This is a genomic window from Halalkalibacter krulwichiae (assembly GCF_002109385.1).
In the GTDB taxonomy this organism is placed as follows: Bacteria; Bacillota; Bacilli; order Bacillales; family Bacillaceae_D; genus Halalkalibacter; species Halalkalibacter krulwichiae.
Window position 1 is genome coordinate 1,915,183 of record NZ_CP020814.1, and the last position, 18,047, is coordinate 1,933,229.

Annotated in this window: 17 protein-coding genes, 1 pseudogene and 1 riboswitch; of the genes and pseudogenes, 15 read left to right on the plus strand and 3 right to left on the minus strand. The window is 37.0% G+C overall.

Going from position 1 to position 18,047, the window contains the following annotated elements; all coding sequences use genetic code 11:
- The first annotated feature begins 1 nt into the window (after nt 1).
- Nucleotides 2-406, plus strand: coding sequence for a DoxX family protein (locus BkAM31D_RS09590; RefSeq protein ID WP_066151695.1), 405 nt, complete (start codon nt 2-4; stop codon nt 404-406).
- Between the two features lie 41 nt (nt 407-447).
- Here BkAM31D_RS09590 and BkAM31D_RS09595 read toward each other — a convergent pair whose 3' ends face one another.
- Nucleotides 448-1,395: an L-lactate dehydrogenase gene (locus BkAM31D_RS09595; RefSeq protein WP_066151692.1), complete on the minus strand. Its 948-nt coding sequence runs from the start codon at nt 1,393-1,395 to the stop codon at nt 448-450.
- A 250-nt stretch (nt 1,396-1,645) separates the two neighbouring features.
- Between BkAM31D_RS09595 and BkAM31D_RS09600 the strand changes: the two genes are divergently transcribed.
- The 5 genes from BkAM31D_RS09600 (at nt 1,646) to BkAM31D_RS09620 (ending at nt 6,117) form a co-directional block, all read left to right on the plus strand.
- On the plus strand, nt 1,646-2,809 hold the full coding sequence (locus BkAM31D_RS09600; protein WP_066151821.1) for a M20 peptidase aminoacylase family protein: 1,164 nt from the start codon (nt 1,646-1,648) through the stop codon (nt 2,807-2,809).
- Nucleotides 2,810-3,350: 541 nt separating this feature from the next.
- A complete protein-coding gene (locus tag BkAM31D_RS09605) occupies nt 3,351-4,001 on the plus strand; it encodes an SIMPL domain-containing protein (protein ID WP_066151690.1) in 651 nt (216 codons plus the stop codon).
- Between the two features lie 139 nt (nt 4,002-4,140).
- On the plus strand, nt 4,141-4,803 hold the full coding sequence (locus BkAM31D_RS09610; protein WP_066151688.1) for an MFS transporter: 663 nt from the start codon (nt 4,141-4,143) through the stop codon (nt 4,801-4,803).
- Nucleotides 4,804-4,953: 150 nt separating this feature from the next.
- Nucleotides 4,954-5,565 carry a hypothetical protein gene (locus BkAM31D_RS09615; protein ID WP_066151686.1) on the plus strand — a complete coding sequence of 204 codons (612 nt, stop codon included), beginning with the start codon at nt 4,954-4,956 and terminating at the stop codon, nt 5,563-5,565.
- An 87-nt stretch (nt 5,566-5,652) separates the two neighbouring features.
- Nucleotides 5,653-6,117, plus strand: a complete 465-nt coding sequence (locus BkAM31D_RS09620) for an SMI1/KNR4 family protein (protein ID WP_066151683.1) — start codon at nt 5,653-5,655, stop codon at nt 6,115-6,117.
- Nucleotides 6,118-6,235: 118 nt separating this feature from the next.
- Here BkAM31D_RS09620 and BkAM31D_RS09625 read toward each other — a convergent pair whose 3' ends face one another.
- Nucleotides 6,236-9,448: a DEAD/DEAH box helicase gene (locus tag BkAM31D_RS09625; protein WP_066151680.1), complete on the minus strand. Its 3,213-nt coding sequence runs from the start codon at nt 9,446-9,448 to the stop codon at nt 6,236-6,238.
- Between the two features lie 183 nt (nt 9,449-9,631).
- Nucleotides 9,632-9,779: riboswitch (FMN riboswitch) on the plus strand.
- Between the two features lie 209 nt (nt 9,780-9,988).
- On the opposite strand from BkAM31D_RS09625, the gene ribD reads away from it, so the two are divergent.
- The 7 genes from ribD to BkAM31D_RS09660 all read left to right on the plus strand — a co-directional run bounded on the left by ribD (nt 9,989) and on the right by BkAM31D_RS09660 (nt 15,841).
- Complete coding sequence (gene ribD / locus BkAM31D_RS09630; protein ID WP_066151678.1) at nt 9,989-11,074, plus strand: bifunctional diaminohydroxyphosphoribosylaminopyrimidine deaminase/5-amino-6-(5-phosphoribosylamino)uracil reductase RibD; 1,086 nt, start codon at nt 9,989-9,991, stop codon at nt 11,072-11,074.
- A complete protein-coding gene (gene ribE, locus BkAM31D_RS09635) occupies nt 11,075-11,728 on the plus strand; it encodes a riboflavin synthase (protein ID WP_066151676.1) in 654 nt (217 codons plus the stop codon).
- Between the two features lie 20 nt (nt 11,729-11,748).
- Nucleotides 11,749-12,969: a bifunctional 3,4-dihydroxy-2-butanone-4-phosphate synthase/GTP cyclohydrolase II gene (locus BkAM31D_RS09640; RefSeq protein ID WP_276565207.1), complete on the plus strand. Its 1,221-nt coding sequence runs from the start codon at nt 11,749-11,751 to the stop codon at nt 12,967-12,969.
- Nucleotides 12,970-13,027: 58 nt separating this feature from the next.
- Entirely contained in the window at nt 13,028-13,495 is a 468-nt protein-coding gene (gene ribH, locus BkAM31D_RS09645; RefSeq protein ID WP_066151672.1) for a 6,7-dimethyl-8-ribityllumazine synthase, read from the plus strand.
- Nucleotides 13,496-13,681: 186 nt separating this feature from the next.
- Nucleotides 13,682-14,731 (plus strand): IS1595 family transposase, encoded by a 1,050-nt coding sequence (locus BkAM31D_RS09650; RefSeq protein ID WP_066151670.1) that lies wholly within the window; start codon nt 13,682-13,684, stop codon nt 14,729-14,731.
- Between the two features lie 31 nt (nt 14,732-14,762).
- Nucleotides 14,763-15,227, plus strand: a complete 465-nt coding sequence (locus BkAM31D_RS09655; RefSeq protein ID WP_066151668.1) for a DUF2691 family protein — start codon at nt 14,763-14,765, stop codon at nt 15,225-15,227.
- A gap of 245 nt (nt 15,228-15,472) precedes the next feature.
- Nucleotides 15,473-15,841, plus strand: coding sequence for a GNAT family N-acetyltransferase (locus BkAM31D_RS09660; protein ID WP_066151664.1), 369 nt, complete (start codon nt 15,473-15,475; stop codon nt 15,839-15,841).
- Between the two features lie 45 nt (nt 15,842-15,886).
- On the opposite strand, the gene BkAM31D_RS09665 is transcribed toward BkAM31D_RS09660, so the two are convergent.
- Complete coding sequence (locus tag BkAM31D_RS09665; protein ID WP_066151662.1) at nt 15,887-16,417, minus strand: DUF309 domain-containing protein; 531 nt, start codon at nt 16,415-16,417, stop codon at nt 15,887-15,889.
- Between the two features lie 135 nt (nt 16,418-16,552).
- On the opposite strand from BkAM31D_RS09665, the pseudogene BkAM31D_RS09670 reads away from it, so the two are divergent.
- Together BkAM31D_RS09670 and scpB are read left to right on the plus strand one after the other, a co-directional pair.
- Nucleotides 16,553-17,340: pseudogene (locus tag BkAM31D_RS09670) on the plus strand (segregation/condensation protein A).
- Nucleotides 17,309-17,899, plus strand: a complete 591-nt coding sequence (scpB, locus tag BkAM31D_RS09675) for an SMC-Scp complex subunit ScpB (protein WP_066151657.1) — start codon at nt 17,309-17,311, stop codon at nt 17,897-17,899. The pseudogene BkAM31D_RS09670 and the gene scpB overlap by 32 nt, the downstream one beginning before the upstream one ends.
- Nucleotides 17,900-18,047 lie beyond the last annotated feature (148 nt).

Here is an 18,047-nt window from a genome sequence, read left to right on the forward strand (position 1 = left end):
ATTGAATAAGAATGAGTTAGGTTTATTCATAGTTCGAGTTGTTGTTGGTCTTACGTTCTTTTTCCATGGACTTGATAAATTCCAAAGTGGGATAGCGAATATTGCAGGTTGGTTTGAGAGTATTGGGTTACCGGGATTCTTGGCTTATATTGTTGCTATTATTGAATTAGTTGGTGGACTAGCAATGGTCTTAGGAATTGGAACGAAAGTGATAGGAGCCTTATTTGCAATAATCATGGTAGGAGCCATATTGACAACAAAATGGCCAGAAGGCTTTCTTGGTGGATTTGAGTTAGATGTTATTCTACTTGCGGCATCTATACAACTGATTATTAGCAGCAGTCAAAGCTTTTCAATCGGAGCGTATTTTAACAAGCCTAAACATGAAACTGTTCAACATAATTAACAGGAAGAAGAGGTTGTCACGGAGCTGTGACAACCTCTATATTAGTTTGAAATCGGAAGAATAATCTCTTTTAATACTTTAACAGAATGATCAAATTGTTGCTTTTCTACATCATTTAGCTCAAGTTCAATGACCTGCTTCACACCATTTCGGTTAATAACCGCTGGAGTACCAATGAATACATCTTGATGGCCATACTCGCCGTCCAGATAGACAGATACCGGCAATATACAATTTTCGTTTTGTAAAATGGCTTTTGTAATCCGTGTTAAAGACATTCCTATGCCGTAGTAAGTGGAACCTTTTCGTTCAATAATGTGATAAGCGGCATCACGCACATTTTCAAATAGGCTTTCTAACTGTTCTTGGTTATACTCACTATTTTTAGCTAAATAGGTTTCAAGTCTTTCAACACCAATGGTTGTATGACTCCAAACAGGAAGTTCCGTATCCCCATGTTCACCAATAATATAGGCATGAACATTCCTTGAATCAATATCAAAATAATCTCCAAGCATATAGCGTAATCTAGCTGTATCTAAAGTCGTTCCGGAGCCAATTACTCGTTCTTTTGGTAACCCAGATTCTTTCCAAGTAACATACGTTAAAATATCAACTGGATTTGTAGCAATTAAAAATATCCCGTCAAAGTCATTATCCATAATATTCTTCACAATGTCTTTAAAAATCATCGTGTTTTTTCTAACGAGGTCAAGTCTTGTTTCTCCAGGCTTTTGTGGTAGACCTGCTGTTATGACAACTAGATCTGCTTCTGCACAATCTTTATAGGATCCATTCCAAATTTTAATAGAAGAAGGAGCAAAAGGGAGACCATGATTTAAGTCCATCACTTCACCTTCAGCGCGAAACTCATTTACATCAATTAAAACTAATTCTTCAACTGTTCCTTGATTGATTAATGAATAAGCATAACTACATCCAACGGCACCAGTTCCAATTAACACGACACGATTTACTTTTCCGTTCATAGTAAACCTCCTCTAAACACATTCTTATATGCTTTTGTTTACATCCTAAGTATAACAAATAATTGTGAAGTTTTTCACATTTTTATTTGGATAAATTGTGAACATCTTCACAAAGTTGGGTTGGTTTACTAGATGCCCATTTATAAAATACAGGACGATAAAATGAGAATTTATGGTACTCGTTGAATATAGTATAGAAAAAACAAAAGTGAGCATATTGAATGGGTAAATAGATTTGAAAGGGAAAGGAGTGAGAACAATTAAAAACATAGACGAATGGATTGAAAAGTACAAAGACCAAATAACTGCAACGTACCAACATCTTCACTCGATCGCAGAAGTTAGTTGGGAGGAACAAGAGACGACAAACTATTTGGCAAAAAGAGTCGGTCAATTGGGAATTGAATATTCTCTTTTTGATGATCATACGGGACTTGTTGCAGAATGGAAGGGAGATAGCCATGGTCCTACGGTTGCACTGAGAGCTGATATAGATGCCTTATGGCAAAATGTTAATGGTGTATGGAAGGCAAATCATTCATGTGGTCATGATGGACATGCAACAATGGTATTATATACGCTCAAAATGTTAATGGACATCGGCTATAAGCCTAAAGGGACATTGAAAATCATTTTTCAACCAGCTGAAGAGACGGGGACTGGCGCAAAAAAGTTCATAGACAAAGGAGTTGTTAATGACGTTTCTTATCTACTTGGCATTCATGTTAGACCAAGTGAAGAACTATCATTAAAAGAAGCTTCACCCGCCATTTATCATGGAGCTACGAAAATACTGCAAGGAAAGGTAAAGGGTGTTCAAGCACATGCTGCGAGGCCACATCAGGGAATAAATGTAATAGATTCAATCGGTGCAATCATAAATGCGGTTAATTCAATTAAGATCGATCCAAGAATATCCAGTTCTGCAAAAGTAACCATGGTACGTACGGAGGGAAGAAATTATAACATCATTCCGGATGAAGCGATTATTGGAATTGATCTTCGCGCACAAACGAATGAGGCAATGGAAACCCTTTTTGCTCAAGTTCAGAAAGCTGTAATGACAGCAGCTAGTTTTAATGGAGCTGAAATTGAACTAGAAACGCTCACATCAATGGTAGCCGCAGTTCCAAATAAAACGATGGAACAAATCATTCAAAAAGCGATAGAAGAGGTACTTGGTAAAGAAAGCGTATCACCGCCACTCGTAACGCCGGGTGGAGAGGATTTCCACTATTATGCTGCTCGGAATCCTAATTTAAAAGCAACGATGGTTGGTTTAGGAGCGGATCTTTCTCCTGGTTTACATCATCCCAATATGAGCTTCAATGTTACAGCTTTATTGGATGGAGTGAAGATATTGGCCGTTTCTATTATGAAACTATTTGAACAACCGAGAAGTGATAGTAAATAAACTGATAAAAGCTAAGGGTGCGTTTCAAAAGTTTCTTTTCTTTTTTGAGACGCACCCTATCTATGAATCTATCCTATTAAGACTGCTCTACAGTCAGATCAATGATGACACATAGAGGTTGTCGCAGATTTGAGACAACCTCCTGTTTAGAAAGGAGAGGGAGAATGAATCAAGCTATTTGTCTAGATACTGAGAATGTTACTATCACCTCCTTATATTGTTACTTTATGATTGAGCATAACAAAATGATCTGTAATAAGCGGAATCAGAATAAGAACAAACGAAAAGACTAGCAAATTCGTTTAGAAAGGGGAATAGCTGGTATAGCTCGTAAGAACAACTTCGTAGCACTGAGATAACTAGGGTTGAAGTAAGTTTTCTATGTTAACCCAGTAGTTAGAAATTATTTTGATCATAAATGTATTTACATATGGGATCCATCAGTTAGCCCTGAATCCTTTTTTTATTCATGTAACGAGTGTTCTTTTGCGCAAAGATCGACAATATAATTGGATAAATAGGGGTTAAAGGTGGGGGATAAATGGACAAATCACAAAAGCATACTAGAGAGTCTGAAACAAATACGTTACGAGTTAGGGGAGAAGGGATCGTTCAAGCTACACCTGATCAAGTTCAAATTACGATGGGAGTGACTACGTTAAATGAGAGCATTATTGATGCTCAACAGGAGAACGCTATGGCAATAAATGCTGTAATTTCTAGTCTTATTGAATTAGGAATCCCGGAACAAGATATTCAGACGACTGTTTACCGAATCGATCCAGAGTATGATTATATTGAAGGTGTTCAAGTCTTCCATGGTTACCGAGTTGCTCATCTCCTCCGAGTAACCCTTGATCAAATTGGAATAGCTGGAGTGGTGATTGATTCGGCTGTGAAAAATGGTGTGAATTCTATTGCTTCCATTCATTACACCGTGAAAGATCCTTCTCCTTTTTATCAACAAGCCTTAACAAATGCAGTTGAAAATGCTCTAGGAAAGGCCATTGTTTTAGCAGATGCTCTCAACGTTACGCTAAATCCAACCCCGATAGATGTGAAAGAAATCGATCGATCGCAAATTCAAGAGCGTTATCCAACCGTATTGGCAGCACAAACAGCAACTACAGCCATTCAACCTGGTCAATTAACGTTTGAAGCATCTATTGAAGCATTATTTAGCTACTTTTAAAATTTTAGTTAATATTGTAAAATAAATACAAAACGATATTGTGAAGTTTCCTCTTAGTTTCCTTCCTTCAGGGGTCTAATGAGGTCTTTTTTTATTTATAAACGAGAATATCGGGATTTTAAAAAGGAGTTTTAGAGAAATGAAGAAACCTAGCTTAATAACAGCAATTACATTATTCCTATTTGGAATCGTCTTACACTTTCCATTTCCAGACCGTACTCCTTTTGGTACACGAATCTTTTCAGTAGTCGGGATACCAGCTTATTCGAATACCGAGACTGAAACAGGTTTGCATTACGTAGGGCTTACGGCGCTTTTTTGTTTAGTCATCAGCCTTATGATTTTCTATTATTTATTACCTAAGTGGCGAGGTAGAGTAATTTTTTCATTAATATTAATCTTTCTTTTTGTTCCAACAGCTTTAATTAGTTCGTATCAATCTATGTTTGCAACAGGGATAAATGGGATCGTCTATCATAAAGAGTGGAGCAATTGTCTTTATGAGTTAAACGAAATAGAAATGGTTGCCGAGATTGAATGTGTGATCCCGTTGGAAAATAAGGGGCGTACTGATGTAACGTTTGAACTTGAAATGGTTGAGCGCTTTTTTTCAAAAGATGATTTGAAAACCTACTCGTTATTACAATCTCAAACAATTAAACTGTATAGACAGCAGAAAAAGGTGATTCGCATTGAAGGAACTTTCAATATGTCTGGTGAAGAGGCCTATTACTATTACAGTGAATCGAGTGGAATAGACATTATTTTGAAAGAGGAGAGTGGGAAAGAGAGAATGCTCTAACAACGTCAATATTCTACGAATTAGCTCGAATAATTACCTGTCTGTCTGACAATTACTACCGAATTTGTTCTACTTTTGTCAGGGGCTTGAATAGCTAGTTATGTTCATAGTAGGATTTTAATAGAATGATAAGTTAAGGAGTTGCTAATAATGAATAAAATCCTACTTGTTGTCTTAGGAATTATCGTTGTAGGGATAAGTGTTTACTTTATTACAAACAGCGATTCATCGAAAGAAGAGATGGTCCTTGCAGACGTAGAAGATGACATCGCTGAAGATGTAACAGAAAGAGAGGAAGCAGTAGAGACCGTTCCTACTGAAGAAAATGAAGAGCCATCTTATGAACAAAACATAGCATACCAAGAGGGAATGGAAAGCTCGGTTAAAGAAATAATAAAAATCCAACATCATTACCTCAATGATTTAGCAGGCTGGGGAAACGCGGAATCAATCGGCCCTGAACAATTAGGAACAGATGAAGATTGGAAAAAACTTCAAGAAGATATTGTTTGGTTAAAAGATGAAGGTTTTGCTCAGTCTACTGTACTAAAAGATATGGAAAGTGCTTATCAATTTTATTTAGTAGCTAGCAATACAGGTGATTCAATGTCAGTAAGATATCTTCATAGAATTTTCCATGATTTAGATGCTCATATTAATGATCGGAAAGTAGATCGGATTTGGGATGTTACTTTTGCCTTTGGTACTGAGGGAATGCAGGATCAGTTATATACATATTTGTCAGGGGTGGACAGTGAATAAGCTACTCATAAGTTGAAAGTGCTTTTCTTTCATTTGTGCTAAGATACTTTATAGGTAAAAGTAACATTTAGAAAGAGGAGTTAAAAGATGAGTTTACAGTTTTATGAAGGACAAGCCTTCTGGAAGTCACCGTCGGAATATCAACCAGGTACAATGTTAACAGATGAAAAAATAAGTGAAGTCGAACGTCACTTGCATGTTCGGTTGCCTCGAGGTTATATCGAGTTAATGAAACAGCAAAATGGTGGAGAGTTAGCATTTCGGTATGTCTTATTTGAAGATGGTGATGCTGCGATTATTCCCTATTTATATGAAGTAGAAATTGATCATGGAATTGGATTGTCTTCCGTGTTTATAGATGAATGTCGGTTACCAGATAAGCTCGTACTTTTAACAGGAGATCTACATTCCTGGTTAGCACTAGACTACCGAGAGAAGAGTAATCCGTCAGTCGTTTATATTACCGAGAGTGAAACTGAAAGTGGGAAATGGGACGAACATCCATTAGCAGATTCATTTGATCAATTTACAACAAAGCTTTTCTGTAAATAAGAATAAGAGGAAGAAAAGCGCAATGGACCCCATAACTCCATTGCGCTTGTTTCTTTGTATATAAGAAAAACGAAATTGGTAAAACTGACGGAAGAAATAACTTATGGTCATGTTGACTTTAAGAAAAAGTTAATAATTGTTTTATATCTTCTGCGCTTAAGGCCTGTAACGATTCTTCTCCTGGTTGAATAATAGCATCAACAAGTGCTTTTTTCCTGTCGTGTAAATCAAGTATTTTTTCTTCAATTGTCCCATTTGCTATCAATTTAATTACTTGCACTGTTTTAGTTTGGCCATAGCGATAGACACGATCTGCTGCTTGTTCTTCAATCGCAGGATTCCACCAAGTATCATATAGAATTACTGTATCGCCACCGATTAAATTAAGACCGGTTCCTCCTGCTTTTAATGAAACGAGAAAAAGGGGTTTTTCCCCATTATTGAATTGCTCAGCCATCTCAACTCGCTGTTTTGCAGGGGTTTGTCCATCTAAATAATGATACGTCCATTCTTTATTTAAAAAAGCTTCTTTAATAAGCTGTAGCATGGAAGTGAATTGTGAAAAGATAACGATTCGTTGCCCAGCTTGGATTCCTTCCTCTACATATTCTAATAACCTATTTAGTTTCCCTGACTCGTATTTGTCCTCATGATTGATTAAATTTGGATGACAACAAATTTGTCTCAAGCGTGTTAAACCAGCGAGAATTTCAATTCGCTTTTGCTGGAATTGATTTGTGACGATAGCATCATTCACATCTTCGGTTAACTGTTTTACTTGGGCTAGATACATCTTCTTTTGATCTTTACTTAAGTCTGTATATTGAACAGTCTCAATTTTCTCTGGAAGCTCTGACAATACATCTTTTTTTAGTCTACGTAATATAAAGGGTCGTACACGTTTTTTGATAACAGTGTTTTCCAGGTCTTTGAATTGTTTCTTCGTACCTAACATACCAGGTAATAGACTATGGAAGATCGAAAATAACTCATCTTGATGATTTTCAATGGGAGTCCCACTTAAAGCAAAGCAACTGCCGGCTTGAAGGGAACGGACAGATTTTGTTGTTTTCGTTGCATCATTTTTGATAGCTTGTGCTTCATCAAGAATAATGGTTTGAAATAAATGATTCTCATAGTTCTTATAATCACGCTGAAGTAATGGATAAGAAGTAATAAACACATCTGTTTCCTTTATATTGCCTTGGAATAACTGTTCACGTGTTTGTTTTGTTCCGGCTAGAACGATTGTTTTTAAAGCTGGGGCAAACTTCCTTATCTCCTTTTCCCAGTTGTAAATAAGGCTAGCGGGAGCAACAATCATTGCTTGAAAAGTAGGTCGCACCTCTATTTCGGCTTGTAAAAAAGCGATTGTTTGGACTGTTTTCCCAAGTCCCATATCATCGGCTAAAATACCACTAAGGCCAACTAGATTTAATGTTCGCAACCATCGATAACCATTTACTTGATAATCTCGAAGTTCGGCATGGAAATCCTTTGGCATCGGCCAATCGCTAAATTCAGGTTGTTGTACATCAGATAGCAATTGATGCAGTCTTTTCGAAATACGAGTTGAAGACGTTGCTTTCTCAAGTTCAAAGGCTTTGTGTAAGGGAATAGCCATGTCTTTGTCGAGTGAACGTTTCGTAGTTGTAACGGTTTTGATAACCTTTTTCATTGAATCAAATCGTTCATGATTTAATTGTAAATAAGCACCTGAAGATAGTTTGTAGTATTTCATACCTGATTGAAGTGCTTGTAATACATTCATAATATCTGCCTCAGGAATGCCTTCAATAGAAAAAGAGACATCTAGCCAGTTCGTTTCATTGTTAACATCTAATTGAACCGATGGTGTTGTTGGCGGTATGGCAATCACTTTTTTTACGGCTGAAGTTGTGTAGACATCTAGTTGCTTTTGTAACAGAGGGAGCTCTTCAAACATAAAGGGAATAATCGTTTCCCAGTCAGAAAGAGTCAACTGTCCTTCGTTTATTGTGAAATTTGTTCGTTTAAGAACGTGTAGGATTTGTTCTTCCTTACGTACATCTCTTGTAATGATTTTCGTTGTAGCTTTTTCTTCACTCTCATAAAATGGATTGCGTATATGTTCCCCATATTCAAATGAGAGCCGTGCGTATAAGGTCCCATTATCAATATCAAGAAACAGTTTTGCTTGTAATGGGCGCTTCTCGATAGATTTATGTAAGGTATCCTGCAATGTAACTTGTCCAATGGAAGATAAAGTAGGTAATACATAAGAACAAAAGGCTTCAAGTTCTTCCTTAGGGATGAGATCTAACGTTTCGTTTGAAGTCGTATGCTCACCGATCATTTCTAATTCTTTTGCCTGAGTGGTTGTTAATGAATAGATTGTATTTCCTTCGATAAGAATTTGAAACGCTTCTTCGGCAAAGACAAATTGTTCTATATTGGAACTAGCTAACTGAATGAGACCGTGACGGTTTCGTGATTCTTCTAGCGAAAAATGTAGAAGGCGATCAGAACCTAAAGGTTTAATGGTTACATGGTTAATTTGATGATCATTTGATAGCAAATAAGATAAGTTTGCGCCATTTAATAAATCTAACAAAGAATGGAAAGTAATAGCTGGAATTTCAAGCGTCCTTGTTTGGTTTTGTCGATAATAAAAAGATTGATGTTGTTTGGTTGCTTGGATTTCTAGATGGGTATAAAGAAGCTCGAATACAGCTGAATCCTGTTCATTAAAATGATGATCTTTAGGGTCAAATGTAAAGTTTGGAGTAAACGTATATGCTTTTTTATCTATCCATGAATGAATAAATTCATCAATCTCTCTCACAACATACATTCGCTTATTACCTACTTTTAATTTTAATTCAACTTTATCAATCATCGAATGGTGATAGTTTGTTGAGAAGACTAGTTCATAATGAACGGCAAGTTCTTTTGTTTCTGAAAAAGGGAGTGGGTTTTCTTCAGCTGAAGACTGCTTAAATGCATAGAGCATAGAGCTCCTGGATTTTATAGGTGAAGTTTGAATCGTTTCAATCTCTTTTTGTTGCTCTTTAATGGCAAATAACATCGCAACAATATGCTTACATGCCCCAGAATATGTTAGCGCTGCTTCGCAATCGCATTGAAAGTCAATCTCTTCTTCGCCGTTTATGGTAACCTCGCAATCATATAAAAAAGATCCATCAACTGTAGCAGTATATTTTTGAGTAAGCGAATCATAGGATAAATCTGTTATTTTACCTAATCGGAAATAGTTAATTCCTCTATTAAAAGTAGCTTGACTGGAAGCTACAGACACAATAAAGGCCGCTTGAAGCCATGAATGTTTCATTAGGGGTCCTCCTTGTACAGTACTTCGCTCTAATCATAACATGGTGAATGGAAATCTAGCTCTTTTTCTGATTTTTCAAATGTGAGAAATTTCATTTACCGAACTTTAGATCTTTTTAGTTGACGAATGAACATGAATAGAGATACAATTTAGACACAATCTAATAGTAGACCATTTAATGGTTGATTCCTTCGGGGCTGGGTGAAAATCCCGACCGGCGGTGATGAAGCGAATGCTTCTTAGTCCGTGACCCGTTTCTAATGTATTAGAAGCGGTGGACCTGGTGCAAATCCGGGACCGACAGTGAAAGTCTGGATGGGAGAAGGAACGAATCGGCTGTGTGGTGTTTAGTTTTTTTAAAAAGCACCTTTTAATCAAAGGGGGTAGTCTATCCTTTTTGAAACATTGCTGAATGCGTTAATATATCAAAAAAGTATATATTGGACGCTTATTTCGTGATCTCTTTTTTAAATACTAGCCCTGAGTGTATGTAAGCTCAGGGCTTTTTGTGTTGAAATATATGGATGAAGGGGGCTTAAAATGATTGATTCTGATTATATGAAATTAGCATTAGATTTAGCTAGAAACACTCGTGGACAAACTTCCCCAAATCCGATGGTTGGTTCAGTAGTAGTAAAAGATGGTGCTATCGTAGGAATGGGAGCGCATTTAAAAGCTGGTGAAGGACATGCAGAAGTGCAAGCTCTAAAGATGGCAGGTGATGATGCACGTGGAGGGACGATCTATGTGACTCTTGAGCCGTGTAGTCATTTTGGAAAAACGCCACCGTGTGCTGACTTAATTATTGAAAAAGGATTAAGTAGGGTTGTAGTCGCAACGACCGATCCGAATCCGGCTGTAGCAGGAAGTGGGATTGAAAAATTGAAAAATGCGGGTATTGAAGTCGTAGTTGGTGTAGGTCGTGAAGATGCTGACAAGTTGAATGAAATTTTTTTTCACTATATTCAGACGGCCCAACCATTTGTAACGTTAAAATCGGCTACAACACTCGATGGAAAAACAGCAACGGTCACAGGACAAAGCAAGTGGATTACAGGAGACGAAGCTCGTGAAGATGTTCATCGTTATCGTCATACTCACGATGCGATACTCGTTGGGATCGGTACGGTACTAGCTGATGATCCTTCCTTAACTACTCGTTTACCGAATGGAGGGAAAAATCCAATTCGTGTTGTACTTGATCGCCGTTTACGTACACCAATTAATTGTAAGCTTGTTCAAGATCGAAAAGCACAAACGTGGATTTTAACAACAGATCAAGCATCTAATGAAAAACGAGAGGAATTAATGAGACTCGGTATAGAAGTGATTTTGTTGCCTGATGATTCGATTGAAACGATTCTACATATTCTTGGTTCAAAAGGGATAACGTCATTGTTTGTTGAAGGTGGTGCAGAAGTTAACGGCAGCTTTCTAAAAGCAAAAGCTGTCAACCAAGTGATCACCTATCTTGCGCCTAAGTTGTTTGGAGGTCATTCTGCTCCTACGGCAATAGGCGGACAAGGTTTTACTGAAGTAGAAGATGCGGTTGAATTAGAAATTGAAGAAATTGTTAAAATAGGTAATGATATAAAAGTTGTTTCGCGGGTGAAAGGAAGTGACTAAATGTTTACAGGTATTATTGAAGAATTAGGGACAGTTCAGGAAATGCGTTCAAGTGGAGAGTCAATGGTAATGTCGATTGGAGCAAGTCGAATTTTATCTGATGTTCAACTTGGTGATAGCATTGCAGTAAATGGTGTTTGTTTAACCGTAACTTCCTTTTCATCGTCTCACTTTACGGTTGATGTCATGCCTGAAACAGTAAGGGCAACAAGTTTACAGAAGCTTGGACGTGGCAGTAAGGTAAACTTAGAAAGAGCGATGAGCGCGAAAGGTCGGTTTGGAGGTCATTTTGTCTCTGGGCATGTTGACGGGATTGGAACCATTCTCTCAAAACAAACGGAACAAAATGCTGTATATTACCGAATTGGGATTAACTCGGAACTGCGTCACTATATGATTGAAAAAGGCTCTGTAGCAGTCGATGGTACGAGTTTAACGATCTTTGCAGTGGATGAGGAAAGTTTCACCCTTTCGATTATTCCACACACAATGGAAGAATCGATTATTGGCCTTAAAGGAATAGGGGATATTGTCAATATAGAATGCGACATGGTTGGAAAATATATTGAGCAATTTGTTTCGAGAAGTTTTAAGCCTAGCCACAACAAAGGAACATTAACAGAAGGTTTTTTGTCAGAGCACGGATTTAAATAAAAAAGAGGAGGGTGAAGGATATGGCGGACAAAAAGGAAGAAACAAAGTTGTTTGATCCGATTGAAGAGGCAATTTATGAGCTTATGCAAGGTCACTGTGTCATTGTTTGTGATGATGAGGATCGAGAAAATGAAGGGGATTTCGTTGCGATTGCTGAAAAAACGACGCCAGAAGTTATTAACTTTATGATTACTCATGGTCGTGGGCTTGTTTGTGCACCTATTACAGAAGATCGAGCGAAAGAACTTGATCTCATGCCAATGGTTGATCACAATACTGATCCTCACGGAACGGCATTCACAGTAAGCGTTGATCACTTTACGAATACAACTGGGATTTCAGCTAAGGAGCGCTCTGACACTGTTCAGGCATTAGTTGCGGACGATTCTAAGAAACATCATTTTAAACGCCCAGGTCATATTTTCCCGCTAATTGCGAAAAATGGTGGGGTCTTAAGACGAGCTGGTCATACTGAAGCGGCAGTTGATTTAGCGAGATTGGCTGGTTCTAAGCCTGCAGGTGTTATTTGTGAAATAATGAATGAAGACGGGACGATGGCAAGAGTTCCGGAGCTACGTAAAATTGCAGATGAACATCAGTTGAAAATGATAACGATTAAAGATTTAATCAAATATCGTCATCGTAAAGATCAACTAGTTAAACGAGAAGTTGATATTCAATTACCGACAGCGTTTGGTGATTTTCGTGCAGTTGGTTTCTCTGATATTATTGATGGCAAGGAAAGCGTCGCTCTTATAAAAGGTGAAGTCATTGAGGGAGAACCGACTTTAGTTCGAGTTCATTCTGAATGTTTAACCGGAGATGTTTTTGGCTCTCACCGCTGTGATTGTGGACCGCAATTACATGCAGCGTTAACACAAATTGAGCAAGAGGGTCGTGGGATTTTGCTTTATATGCGTCAAGAGGGTCGTGGGATTGGCTTAATGAACAAACTGAAAGCTTACAAACTTCAAGAAGAAGGCTATGATACAGTTGAAGCAAATGAGAAATTAGGATTTCCTGCTGATTTAAGAGATTATGGAATTGGAGCACAAATTCTCCGTGAACTGGGAGTTAGACAAATGCGTCTATTAACAAATAATCCACGAAAAATCACCGGATTAAAAGGGTATGAGCTTGAAGTAGTTGAACGTGTTCCGTTGCAGTTGCCACACAATAAAGATAACGAAAATTACTTAAAAACAAAATCTGAAAAATTAGGACATATGTTGCACTTCTAGGTGATGAAACAGTACTAATTATAAAATAAGATAAGTTAACTGAGGAGGAAGTTTTATTATGGGACAAACATTTGAAGGACATTTAGTAGGTACAGGTTTAAAAGTTGGGATTGTTGTAGGACGTTTTAATGAATTTATTACAAGTAAATTATTAGGTGGAGCCCAAGATGCGCTAAAGCGTCACGGCTTGAATGAAGAAGATGTTGATATCGCTTGGGTACCTGGTGCGTTTGAAATCCCTTTTGCAGCGAAAAAAATGGTTGATACAGGTAAATATGATGCGGTTATTACTCTAGGAACTGTAATAAGAGGAGCAACGCCTCACTTTGATTTTGTTTGTAATGAAGTAGCGAAAGGCGTCTCGCAATTATCATTAACTTCAGGAAAGCCTGTTATCTTTGGTGTACTGACAACAGATACAATTGAACAAGCGGTTGAAAGAGCAGGGACAAAAGCTGGAAATAAAGGTTGGGATGCGGCAACAGTTGCGATCGAAATGGCTAACCTAGGCAAAACATTTGAATAAATCTTTATCTTAAGAGAGGGACGGAATTTCAAAAGTCCGAACCTAACGAGGACGTCTTCAAAGGTCAGAAAAGGCTTTTAGGCGTCTTTTTTTAAATAGGCTATGTTAATTAACTCTGTTGATATTTGATAAAAGCGAACGAATGTTCTATAATATAAAAAAGAATGTTCGTTTGGAGGGTTTGGAATGACGTTAAGAGAGTTAATAGCAGAAATTAAAAAATTGAATTCCGCAGGACAGCATCGTTTAAAAGAATTCTTTATTAATTCTATTGCGTCATTTTCAGCCAGTGAACCAGTATTTCAAGAAGTGACTGAACGTAAAAATAAAAATGGATATACTTGCGTACATTGCAGTTCTAAACAGGTGGTTCGTTTCGGTAAATATAAGGTGAAAATTGGTCTTAAAGAAGTTGAACGCCAACGATACCGTTGTAAAGATTGCAGAAAAACATTTACAGATGTAACCCCAACGCCTCTGTACCGAAATCATAAGCCTGATAAATGGTTAGATTTCATTAAATGTATGTTGGAAGGCTATTCTCTTCGCAAATCGGCAGACCTTATTGGTGATGTTCATTTCGTTACACTTTTTTATTGGAGACATAAGGTGTTGTCTGCATTAAAGCAAATGGACTTTAATGAATTTTCAGGGATTGTAGAGATGGATGAAACCTATTTTTTGTATTCTGAAAAAGGTAAAAGAAACATTGAAGGGCGTAAGTCTCGCAAGCGTGGTGGCTCCTCAAGATTTCGTGGGATTAGTCACGAACAGGTTTGTGTCCTAATCGCACGAGACCGACAAAAAGCAACTTTTTCAGGGGTTCTTGGTACTGGTCGTATTATCAAAACTCAATTGGATAAAGCAATCGGCTCAAAATTGTCTTCGGACAATACACTTTGTACCGATGCTTGGAGAGCATTTTCTACCTATGCAAAAAGCAAAGGGTTGGAACATTATCGCTTTAAATCAGATGGTACAGAGCGTGTTAAAGGTCTTTATCATATACAAAATGTCAATAACTATCACAGTCGATTAAAAGGTTGGATACAAAGATTTAATGGCGTGGCTACAAAATACCTCGATAATTATTTGAGCTGGTTTCACTTCTTAGATGTAGTTAAACATCGTAGCGATAACGAAACAGTGAGTAAAATGATTGTAGAAAGCTCATTATTTTCATCCAATGAAACGTATAAAAGTCTAAGAATGATGAAATTTAAACAAACTGCTTAGTTTTACAATAGTCTGGGGGGAGTTGTTTTTTATGAAGAGAGGAATTAGCTTTGAAATTCCAAATGAATATGGAACCTTTCTTGGAGAAGTGCTAAAGCCAATTGACACAACTGTTTTCAGTTGGCGAATTGGTAACGGTGAGTCATATATAGTAGTTGATGATGAATTAGATGAAGAGCTTTTCTCAGAAGATAAAAAAGCAATTGAAGGTGCAGAACTCAAAAAACTATTAGAAAACAATAAGTATTATATTATTTTCGCTGACTTACAAGCATATCCAAAAGATGAATTTTCTGATATTGAGACCTATGAAGATTTTATTAAGAGCCAATGTGAGCTTGTTTTATTAGTGGTCGATAGCTGTTATGTCACTATCTATTGCAAAAATAAGGAAACAATCGAATTACTATACAAGAATGCAACACAATGTGGATTTGAAGATGTTGAATATATTACCGATGAAAACGATACAAGAACAAGGCTATCTGCGTGGTAATGACAAAAAAGACCTTTACGCATAAAGGTCTTTAAAATCAACATTATTATTTAACATAGCCTTTTAAATAAAAAGAGAAGTGAATTCAAAGAACAAAAAGAAAAATAATGCATATTGTAAATAAAGAACTTAATATATATGAAAAAAAGTCAACGAATTCTAATGAAATATGATAGAATAAATAGTGGTGAAAGCGCATACGAAATCAGCCTGTTGAGGCAAAGAAAACGTAGAGAGGTATTGTTATGCTTGTACCTTATAAAACAATTCATCAAAAGATCGCTATGGGACTTCTCTCATTTATGCCAGGAGAGAAAGAAATTAAGAAGCTTCAGAAAACAATCGACAGATATGAAAATGATCCAGACTGGAAGCTTTATTTATGGAAAGCAGAAGATTTTGTTGGTGTAGCGGGAATTACACTTAAAGATGATGGCGCTTATTTGCAACACATATGTGTGAATCCATCCTTTAGGCAAGAAGGAATAGGGAAGGCTATGTTGCAACAGTTAAAAAGTACGCTGCCGTGCCAACTAAATCCAACAAAGGAAACGAAAAAATTCCTAGAAGCATGTTTAGTAGAAGAAGAAAATGGAAGCTCTCATCAAGTATAGCGAGGATAGGTTAAAGGAAAGAAAGAAGACAGTTCACTATTGTGTTTACTGTCTTCTTTCTTTCCTTTTTTGTAACTGTTTATCACGTTCTTTAATCACTTCAGTACGGTCTCTCCTGCTATGTTTATGGATAATAGAGTCTTTAATAGATTGGGAATCAGCAAATATCCATTGTAACCCAAGTTTCTCACATCTAGCCTGACAGGCATTCAGTAATTTGTCGTCTGTAATAGGTAAATCAAGATCAGTAAATGGTAGTTGTCGGAGATTGATTGAATCTATTTGTTCTAGTAATAACTGTTCTAACTTTGCAACATCTAGACTTAGTTGAGATATTGCAGATGAATGGTTCGAGAGGGCCTCTAATGCTTTTTGATACATCCTAAGTGCTCCGTTGTCATTTTGTCTTCGGTGATGGTAGAGTCCAACTGCAATCTGAATTAACCCAACCCAGTAATCATCGCGTTCATTAGTTGGCTTTTTCTTCCAATACTCTTCTAACACTTCATGACATTCAAAATAGTCCCGTTCAACATGAAAGTAAATAATATAGTCAAGGTAGGCGGTTGGATACATGACACTAGCTCCTTTAACATTGAATTGTTTTAAGTCTATCACATTTATTTCTCAATTGGTTGATTCATATGTCACCTTAAAAAAATTGTGGTATAATTTCATCTAGTGTATATTAAGAAAGCTAGTGGTGGTATGATGAATCCGTATAATGTGAAACTTGACTTGTTTGAAGGCCCCTAGATCTTCTCTTGCATTTAATTAATGAAGCTGAAGTTGATATATATGATATTCCAGTTGCGGTAATTACAGATCAATATATGACGTATGTCCATGCTATGCAAGAGTTAGAGCTTGATGTAGCAAGTGAATATTTAGTAATGGCAGCTACATTACTTGCAATTAAAAGCAAAATGCTCCTTCCTAAACAGGAAGAAGAACTATTTGATGAAGATTGGGACATGGAAGAAGAAGACCCGCGTGAGGAACTTATTATTCGATTGGTTGAATACAAAAAATATAAAGAAGCAGCAATTGAGCTAAAAGAAAAGGAACAAAAAAGAAGTCTCGTTCATACCCGTCCTCCTGAAGACCTTGAACCATTCATTTCTGATGAAGAAAAAAGAGATGTGGCGATTCAAGGTGTTTCTTTGTTTGATATGCTAGGCGCGTATCAAAAATTATTAAAGCGTAAAGAATTAAAAGCGCCAAAGAAGACGACTGTAAGAAGTCAAGAGTATTCAATTGAGGATCGAATTCAAGAAATTTTACGAGAGTTAAAGAGGTTTAAGGGTGTTTGTCGCTTTGATGATTTATTTCCTATTAGAGAACGCGGACATATGGTTGTTAGTTTTTTAGCAATTTTAGAATTAATGAAAACGAAAGCAGTTAGGTGTGAGCAGTTGATGAACTTTTCAGACATCATGATTTACAGTATAGAGGAGGGTATCCACATTGACAATTCAAGAACTCCAAGCAACCATTGAGGGATTGTTATTTGTGGTTGGTGATGAAGGAATGACGATTCCAGCTATGGCCGATGTGATTGAGGTGGAAACTGATACAATTTCTGAGGCGATCTATTCCCTGCAATTGTTATTTAAAGAACAACAGCGTGGATTGCAAATTGTTGAAGTTGCTGGTGCATATCGATTAACAACATTACCAGAACACGCACCATACTTTAAGAAATTAGCGACATCACCATTGCATTCGGGTTTATCCCAAGCAGCTCTAGAAACATTGGCGATTGTAGCATACAGACAACCTATTACACGGATGGAAATTGAAGATATTAGAGGTGTTAAATCAGACCGCTCTATTCAAACATTGACGTCTAAGTTATTAATAAAAGAAGTTGGTCGAGCGACTGGACCAGGAAGACCGATTTTGTATGGAACAACAACCTTCTTCTTAGACCATTTTGGTTTAAAAAGTTTAGATGAATTGCCACCATTACCTGATAATATTGATGAAAGTTCTTTTGAAGAGGAAACAGACTTGTTTTTTCAAAAGTTTGAAGAGGACTTAGAAAAAGATTACTAGTTAGCTGATGAGATTGCTCATCGGCTTTTTTATTTGAACACAGGCGAGGGAAATCCTACTTCATATAACCCCTAGGGATGGTAGGTGGTAAGTAGCTTAAAGCAATATGACACACATAGACAATGATTTCGTGCATAGAATAAAACGT

Coding starts and splice junctions, on each gene's coding strand:
- BkAM31D_RS09595 (WP_066151692.1), bottom strand. CDS start 1,395: ATGAACGGAAAAGTAAATCGTGTCGTGTTAATTGGAACTGGTGCCGTT.
- BkAM31D_RS09605 (WP_066151690.1), top strand. CDS start 3,351: ATGGACAAATCACAAAAGCATACTAGAGAGTCTGAAACAAATACGTTA.
- BkAM31D_RS09610 (WP_066151688.1), top strand. CDS start 4,141: ATGAAGAAACCTAGCTTAATAACAGCAATTACATTATTCCTATTTGGA.
- BkAM31D_RS09615 (WP_066151686.1), top strand. CDS start 4,954: ATGAATAAAATCCTACTTGTTGTCTTAGGAATTATCGTTGTAGGGATA.
- BkAM31D_RS09620 (WP_066151683.1), top strand. CDS start 5,653: ATGAGTTTACAGTTTTATGAAGGACAAGCCTTCTGGAAGTCACCGTCG.
- BkAM31D_RS09625 (WP_066151680.1), bottom strand. CDS start 9,448: ATGAAACATTCATGGCTTCAAGCGGCCTTTATTGTGTCTGTAGCTTCC.
- ribD (WP_066151678.1), top strand. CDS start 9,989: ATGATTGATTCTGATTATATGAAATTAGCATTAGATTTAGCTAGAAAC.
- ribE (WP_066151676.1), top strand. CDS start 11,075: ATGTTTACAGGTATTATTGAAGAATTAGGGACAGTTCAGGAAATGCGT.
- BkAM31D_RS09640 (WP_276565207.1), top strand. CDS start 11,749: ATGGCGGACAAAAAGGAAGAAACAAAGTTGTTTGATCCGATTGAAGAG.
- ribH (WP_066151672.1), top strand. CDS start 13,028: ATGGGACAAACATTTGAAGGACATTTAGTAGGTACAGGTTTAAAAGTT.
- BkAM31D_RS09650 (WP_066151670.1), top strand. CDS start 13,682: ATGACGTTAAGAGAGTTAATAGCAGAAATTAAAAAATTGAATTCCGCA.
- BkAM31D_RS09655 (WP_066151668.1), top strand. CDS start 14,763: ATGAAGAGAGGAATTAGCTTTGAAATTCCAAATGAATATGGAACCTTT.
- BkAM31D_RS09660 (WP_066151664.1), top strand. CDS start 15,473: ATGCTTGTACCTTATAAAACAATTCATCAAAAGATCGCTATGGGACTT.
- BkAM31D_RS09665 (WP_066151662.1), bottom strand. CDS start 16,417: ATGTATCCAACCGCCTACCTTGACTATATTATTTACTTTCATGTTGAA.